The organism is Mesorhizobium sp. Root102, from assembly GCF_001425625.1.
In the GTDB taxonomy this organism is placed as follows: Bacteria; Pseudomonadota; Alphaproteobacteria; order Rhizobiales; family Rhizobiaceae; genus Mesorhizobium.
Window position 1 is genome coordinate 156,448 of record NZ_LMCP01000006.1, and the last position, 7,024, is coordinate 163,471.

9 protein-coding genes and 1 pseudogene are annotated in these 7,024 nt (G+C 60.6%); 6 read left to right on the forward strand and 4 right to left on the reverse strand.

All coding sequences use genetic code 11. The annotated features are described in order from the left end of the window. The first annotated feature begins 68 nt into the window (after positions 1-68). Together ASD12_RS08165 and fixJ are read left to right on the forward strand one after the other, a co-directional pair. Positions 69-1,556, forward strand: coding sequence for a PAS domain S-box protein (locus ASD12_RS08165; protein WP_244482788.1), 1,488 nt, complete (start codon positions 69-71; stop codon positions 1,554-1,556). Further along, entirely contained in the window at positions 1,546-2,160 is a 615-nt protein-coding gene (gene fixJ / locus ASD12_RS08170) for a response regulator FixJ (protein ID WP_056583851.1), read from the forward strand. The genes ASD12_RS08165 and fixJ overlap by 11 nt, the downstream gene beginning before the upstream one ends. On the opposite strand, the gene ASD12_RS08175 is transcribed toward fixJ, so the two are convergent. Both ASD12_RS08175 and ASD12_RS35210 read right to left on the reverse strand, forming a co-directional pair. Further along, a complete protein-coding gene (locus ASD12_RS08175; RefSeq protein WP_348271711.1) occupies positions 2,157-2,459 on the reverse strand; it encodes a hypothetical protein in 303 nt (100 codons plus the stop codon). The two genes, fixJ and ASD12_RS08175, sit on opposite strands and share 4 nt — an antisense overlap. A gap of 38 nt (positions 2,460-2,497) precedes the next feature. Further along, positions 2,498-2,593: pseudogene (locus ASD12_RS35210) on the reverse strand (short-chain dehydrogenase); the annotation flags it as partial. Between the two features lie 322 nt (positions 2,594-2,915). On the opposite strand from ASD12_RS35210, the gene ASD12_RS08180 reads away from it, so the two are divergent. Next, entirely contained in the window at positions 2,916-3,122 is a 207-nt protein-coding gene (locus ASD12_RS08180; RefSeq protein ID WP_244482784.1) for a lipoyl domain-containing protein, read from the forward strand. A gap of 66 nt (positions 3,123-3,188) precedes the next feature. Next, a complete protein-coding gene (locus tag ASD12_RS08185) occupies positions 3,189-3,575 on the forward strand; it encodes a hypothetical protein (protein ID WP_056583857.1) in 387 nt (128 codons plus the stop codon). A gap of 130 nt (positions 3,576-3,705) precedes the next feature. Here ASD12_RS08185 and ASD12_RS08190 read toward each other — a convergent pair whose 3' ends face one another. Both ASD12_RS08190 and ASD12_RS08195 read right to left on the reverse strand, forming a co-directional pair. Then, on the reverse strand, positions 3,706-4,059 hold the full coding sequence (locus ASD12_RS08190) for a cytochrome c (protein ID WP_244482785.1): 354 nt from the start codon (positions 4,057-4,059) through the stop codon (positions 3,706-3,708). Between the two features lie 25 nt (positions 4,060-4,084). Next, on the reverse strand, positions 4,085-4,468 hold the full coding sequence (locus tag ASD12_RS08195) for a phasin family protein (RefSeq protein WP_056583861.1): 384 nt from the start codon (positions 4,466-4,468) through the stop codon (positions 4,085-4,087). 220 nt (positions 4,469-4,688) lie between these two features. Between ASD12_RS08195 and ASD12_RS08200 the strand changes: the two genes are divergently transcribed. Both ASD12_RS08200 and hemA read left to right on the forward strand, forming a co-directional pair. Next, positions 4,689-5,513, forward strand: coding sequence for a universal stress protein (locus tag ASD12_RS08200; RefSeq protein WP_056583864.1), 825 nt, complete (start codon positions 4,689-4,691; stop codon positions 5,511-5,513). 249 nt (positions 5,514-5,762) lie between these two features. Beyond that, positions 5,763-7,024 (forward strand): 5-aminolevulinate synthase (gene hemA, locus ASD12_RS08210; protein WP_056583869.1); only part of this gene is annotated, 1,262 nt, incomplete at its 3' end.

Here is a 7,024-nt window from a genome sequence, read left to right on the forward strand (position 1 = left end):
CCCAGGAACCTCAGGTGATCCAAGACGAAGCGCCAGTCGGGACGACACTGAAATCACTCTTGTCACGAATGTTCGATCAGGCTCCGGGCTTTATTGCGCTCATGCGCGAACCAGGTCACGTTTTCGAGCTGACCAATGCCGCCTACCAGCGATTGATCGGCAACAGGCAAGTGATTGGAAAATCAGTGCGGGACGCCTTTCCCGAGCTCGAAGGAGATGAGTTTTTCGAACATCTGGACCATGTGTACACGACTGGCGAGCCCTATAGGGGTCATGGGGTGAAGGTTGGCCTTCGCAACAAAGCCGACGGACCGGCAGAAGAGCGCATCCTTGATTTTGTCTATCAACCGATCAAGGCTGACGATGGCCGTATCACCGCGATCTTCATCGAGGGCACGGATGTCAGCGAACTCTCCTTTGCAAACGCCGCGCTTCGACTGCGTGAGGACCATTTGCGATCGATCCTGGCAACAGTGCCGGACGCGATGGTCGTCATCGACGAACAGGGCCGGATCCAGTCGTTTAGCACCGCTGCCGAAACGCTGTTCGGCTATCAGTCAGGCGAGGTCATTGGTAAAAACGTCAATATGCTGATGCCTTCACCCTATCGCGACGAGCATGATGCCTATCTGCTTCGCTACCTGACGACGGGAGAGCGCCGGATCATCGGGCTCGGCCGCACCGTTACCGGGGCACGCAAGGATGGCACGACTTTCCCGATGGAGCTTTCCGTCGGCGAGATGCATCCGGGAACCGGACGCTTCTTTACCGGCTTCTGCCGCGACCTGACCGAACGCCACCGGGCAGAAGCAAGAATCCAGGAGCAACAGCAGGAACTCCTTCACATGGCGAGGTTTACCGCACTCGGCGAAATGGCTTCGACGCTTGCACATGAGATCAACCAGCCGCTCACCGCGATCACAAACTACCTCAAGGGCAGTCGTCGGCTGCTCGAGAAGAGTACGGAAGAGAACGCGCCTATGCTGCGGGATGCCGTGGACAAGGCAGCTGAGCAGGCCCTGCGGGCAGGAGACGTCATTCGTCATCTGAGGGATTTTGTTGCAAGGGGCGAAAGCGAGCGTCAGGTCGAACGACTGCCGGCTCTGATCGAGGAAGCCTCGTCGCTCGCCCTGGTCGGTGCAAGGGAGGTAAATGTCCTCGTCAGCTACAAGCTTGACCCTGCCGCCGAACTGGTCTTGACCGACCGCATCCAGATTCAGCAGGTTCTGCTCAACCTGATGCGCAACGCGGTGGAGGCCATGCAGGACGCGCCTCGCCGCGAATTGAAAGTCACAACCGTTGCCCGGGATGATGGGATGGCCGAGGTGAGCGTGATCGATACTGGCCCAGGCCTCGCGCCGGAGATCTCGGCACAACTTTTCCAGCCATTTGTAACCACCAAGAAGCAAGGCATGGGTGTCGGCCTTTCCATTTGCCGCACCATCGTTGAATCGCATGGCGGCCACATATGGGCCGAGGCAATGCAGGCCGGCGGAACCGCCTTTCGGTTCACCTTGCGCATCGTGGGGAAAGACGAGGTCTCCAATGGCCGATAGTGATCTGGTCCATGTTGTCGACGACGACGTCGATGTTCGCAAGTCGCTTGGTTTTCTTCTGGCCACAGCGGACTTCGCTGTGCGCCTGCACGAATCGGCCACGGCTTTTCTCTCGACGGCGCCGCGCAGTCTCGACGGCTGCATCGTCACCGACGTACGCATGCCGGGCATAGACGGCATCGAGTTCATGCGCCAGCTCAGAGCAAGCGGACATACAATTCCGGTGATCGTTATGACGGGCCATGCCGATGTGGCGCTCGCCGTTCAGGCAATGAAGGAAGGCGCTTCCGATTTCATCGAAAAGCCGTTCGACGACGAGATGCTGATTGGCGCGATTCGCTCCGCGTTGGCCAACCGCAACCAGGCGAATGCAGCGCATCCGCAGTCTACGGAAATCCGCGGGCGTCTGGCGACCTTGTCAGAACGCGAGCGGCAGGTGCTGGACGGGCTTGTGTCGGGTCTGCCCAACAAGACCATCGCCTATGATCTTGGAATCAGCCCGCGCACAGTCGAGATCCATCGCGCCAACGTTATGAGCAAGATGGGCGCGGCCAGCCTTTCACATCTTGTGCGCATGGCGCTGATCGTGGAATCCAGACCCTAGGGAGAGCCTTCGAGAGGTTTGTCAAATCTGGCCTGGGCCTGCTCCGGCGCCCAATCGCGCCAGTGGGTCGGCCGGATGTCAACACGGGCGCCGGTGATGGCGTTTTTCCAGCCTTCCCGAACCCTTGTGCAGGGAAATACGAGCGCATGCGCCCCCTCCTCGTCGAAGACGGCCAGTTCGAGGTCGCGACCAAACGGTGCGCTGAGGATTGGGTTCCACATCGTCCAATGATCCCTCAAGCGCAGGTTCGCGCCTTGATCTGGATCATTTCTGAAATCGCGTGATGCGATCGTGGGCAAGTATGCGTGTCTGTCGTTCCGAGCGGACGCGGTTCCAATCATTTGTCTGTGTAGCCGCCATCCACGAGGTGGTAGCTGCCGGTGCTGAAGCTGGCATTGGCAGACAGCAGGAAGCATGTCAGCACCCAGACTTCCCTCTGGTGCTCCCAAGGGGTCGGCTGGATGCAAGGCCGCCAGCTGACCAATCGTTTCAGCATCCAGAGCTCTTCCGATGCCGGCTTTGACGCGAATGTTGTGGCCGGGGTGCTACATCACCGGCCTCTTCGTCAGCCGCAGCCAGAACGTGCTTGGTCGAGACATTGTCACAGGCGCCGATCTGCGCCTGCGCGAGGGCTTGCATCCTGTCTGCTCCTTGATCGTGATCAATGCCCAGCCTGGCGAATGACCTATCATTCTACCACGAAGGAGAATTGTGATGCAGTACTCAAGGTCGATGAAGCGCTATGGGCATCCAGCATGTTGCCCGAGGGCATTCTGGAGCGTTGGTTCATTGCCAGCGGTGACACAATCAAGGCCGGTGAGCGAATAGCCGAAGTTCGCGTTGAAGACGCGCTGCACGAGATCGTCGCTCCGGCAGATGGCCGCGCAACGATTGTCGCCACAGCAAATGCCGTCATCGAACCCGGCTCGATCCTGGCAACGCTGGAGTCCCAGCCTGCGTGAGGCATTCGCCGTCTCACGGCGAAGTTTGCGCTCATCCCTCAACAATAACCTCAAGGATGTATCAACATGCAGGCCCAACATGCCGTCGCCTGGCTGGACCATCGCGAAGCCAAGGTGTTTTTCTTCAACCGTGAGGCAGCCGAGAGCCTGAGGCTCGCCACCACGCTGGCGCATCATCAGACCCATAACAAGGCAGGCACCGTCGACGGCAAACGTGCACCGGAAAACAATGCCTTCTACCACGAAGTCGTCAAGGCCCTGGAGCCGGCGAAGGAATGGCTGATCGTGGGACCAGGATCGGCAAAGGATGAACTGGCCAAGCATATCCGCGACCACCACTCCCAGTTGAAGGATCGCATCGTCGGCATTGAACCGGCGGATCATCCTACGCAAGCTCAGATCGTGGCCCATGCGCGGACGTTCTTCCGTGCCGCCGACCGGATGTTGCCCTAGATCGATCTGGGCCAGCCTGCTGGCGCCGCAATCGGCCGCGAGGTCGATTGCATGTTACAGAGCGGCTTGCGTGAACTCCGATCGCGCAACGGGCCGTCAGGTTCGTCGCCTGCCTCGATCGTGGCCTCGATCACGGTTGCTGCAAGCTGTTGATGTAAGCGATGATTGCCTCGATCTGGTCGGGGCTCGCAACCCACTCGGGCATGTCCGGATGGCCGGTCGAAATACCCTCGGCGAGGGCTTCCTCGAGATCCGTGATCGGATAGCGCTTCGACAAGGTGCGAAACGCCGGAGCGTCGGGATGGCTGCTTTTGTCGGTTTTTCCAACGGCGTGGCAGCGGGCGCAATTGAACTCAACCAATGCTTGACCGCGTTCTGTCAGGCCGGTGGCCTGTGCAGGCAGCACAGAACCAAGCAACACCGCCGCAAGCGCGCAAACCCATCGACGCCGCCAGCGACCCCCATTGCCCATATAGTCGCTCACGGTTGCAGGCCTCCGCATTTCCGATCTACGCAACTGTCTTCGCCGCCACGTCCTCGATGGCGGTTCTGGCTTCCTTGCGCAAGCGCCTGGCCGTTTCCGACGCCAGCCTGGAGGTCAGCGCTGCGACCTTGCCGGCTTCGATGGCGTATTCCGATGTCGCATTCTGCAGGAAGGCGGAGAAGATGTCGAAGGCATCGTTGAACTCGGAGCCGGCGATGAGATCATCGGCCAGCTTGGCATCCTGCTCATAGCGATGCTTTAGAAACGCCATCGTTTCGATGTGATAGCGCATAATTGCCTTGAAAGCGTGCGCCTGAAGAGACGCCGCGGCGAGGACGACCTTCTGGCCATTTTCCGCCATCGGCAATAGTTGCATGCCGAACTGCGACGGTTCGGGATAGGTCTGCATGATCGATACTCCGTGTGAAGCGACGCAAACAAAAGTCTGCACCACACGAGGCTAACGCCATTCGTCGCCGGGTCGTTGATCCGGATCAACCGGCGTATGACCTTTGCCGGGATTCACGAGCAATCGAGCGCCACTGATCTCATTGCCGCGTTTGACACGCATCAAGGTCGTCGCCCTTCCTTCGTGGCTAGCTCGCTTCAACGCAAAGAGGGTTGCAGCGATGGCCTTCAAAACGATCATGGTTCAGCTGGACGTGGACTGCATCGCCGCGCCACGCATCTCGATGGCGTGGGATCTTGCTCAACGGCATGATGCCGACCTGATCGGCTTCTGTGCGGCCGAGCCGCATCTTGTCATCCCAACCGGCACCGACAATCAGGCCGCCGCGAGGGCGATGTGGTCCCAAATGGAGGAGATTGAAGGTCGCCTCAACTGCCTGAGAGAAGAGTTTCTAAGCACCGTCAACGGCAGCAATCGCTCGTCGTGGCGCGGCGAAATAGGGAATCCGACCGGGCAGCTCGCCCTCAATGCGCGTGCCGCCGATCTAATCATAACCGGCTCGCCGGCGATCGATCTGGTGGCCGACCATCACCGCACCCTGGACACGGCAAGTCTCATCCTTGCAGCCGGCCGCCCAATACTTGTGGCGTCGAAACCCTGTGCCCCGATCAAGGCCGAAAGCATCTTGATTGCATGGAACGACACGCGGGAAGCGCGACGCGCCGTCGTCGACGCCATGCCCTTCTTGATCACCGCCAGGGATGTCGTGATCGCCACCGTGGACAACGGGGATACCAGACCTGCGGAGAAGGTTGCGGACGTCGAACTCTTCCTGACCCGACACGGCGTAAAGGCGCGATCGGAAGTCTTGGATGCACGGCGCTCCGAACCGGCGGAACTGCTCCTCCAGGTCGGCAAGGAGATTGCGGCTGATCTGATTGTTCTGGGTGGCTATGGCCACAGCCGTGTGCGGGAAATGACCTTTGGCGGCGTGACACGTTCCGTCCTGCGCAGCGGATCACTGCATCGGTTCATATCGAACTGATCAAAAAAGACATCTCAGGCTCCGTGATATTGGCATGAATCAAGGTCGGCCTTTCCCGCAAACGGCTACGTTTAATCCTTGCCAAATGCCAAGCAGCGGGGACGGTGCGGCGGCACCAGCGATTGCGCAATAGGCAAAGGGAAGTCGACATGAATTATCAGCGGTTCTTCGAGGAAGCGATCGACCAGCTCCATGCCGAGCGTCGCTATCGCGTTTTCGCCGACCTCGAGCGCATCGNGGGAAGTCGACATGAATTATCAGCGGTTCTTCGAGGAAGCGATCGACCAGCTCCATGCCGAGCGTCGCTATCGCGTTTTCGCCGACCTCGAGCGCATCGCGGGCAAGTTTCCGCGCGCCATCTGGCGTTCCAACGGCCGCGCCGAGGAAATCACCGTCTGGTGCTCCAACGATTATCTCGGCATGGGCCAGCATCCCGACGTCATCGCCGCGTTCCAGAATGCGGCCGGCAAGATGGGTTCGGGCGCCGGCGGCACCCGCAACATTTCCGGCACCAGCAACCCGCTGGTCGAGCTCGAACTCGAGCTTGCCGATCTGCACGACAAGGAAGCGGCACTCGTCTTCACCTCCGGCTTTGTCTCCAACGAAGCCTCGATCTCGACCATCGCGCGGCTTTTGCCCAACTGCCTGATCATCTCGGACGAATTGAACCACGCCTCGATGATCGAAGGCGTGCGGCGCTCGGGCGCCGAGAAGAAGATCTTCCGCCACAATGATGTCGCGCATCTGGAAAGCCTGCTGCAGGCGGCGGGCCGCGAACGCGCCAAGCTGGTCGTCTTCGAAAGCGTCTATTCGATGGATGGCGACATCGCGCCGATCAGGCAGATCGTCGAGCTCGCTGAACGCTACAACGCCATGACCTATATCGACGAGGTCCATGCCGTCGGCATGTACGGGCCGCGCGGTGGCGGCATCACCGAGCGCGAGGGCCTGGCCGACCGTATCGACATCATCGAGGGCACGCTGGCCAAGGCGTTCGGCACGCTGGGCGGATACATCACCGGCACCAGCGCAGTCATCGACGCCGTGCGCTCCTATGCGCCGGGTTTCATCTTCACCACGGCGCTGCCGCCGGCGATTGCCGCCGCCACCACCGCGTCGATCCGCCATCTCAAGCGCTCGCAGGCCGAGCGCGATGCCCAGCAGCAGCAGGTGACGCGAACCAAGCAGATACTTTCGGCCGCCGGCCTGCCCGTGATGGACTCGCCGACCCACATCGTGCCGCTGCTGGTCGGCGATCCGGAGGCCTGCAAGATGGCCAGCGACCGCCTGCTCGGCGTGCACGGCATCTACATCCAGCCGATCAACTACCCGACGGTGCCGCGCGGCACCGAGCGGCTGCGCATCACGCCGACGCCGTTCCACTCCGATGCACTGATCGCCGAGTTGCAGGAYGCGCTGGTCGAGACCTGGGATGCACTCGGCATTCCCTATGGCTCCGCCGGTCGGCCATCCGTCGCCAAGAGCGACCGGATCATTCCCCTGCTGGTGCC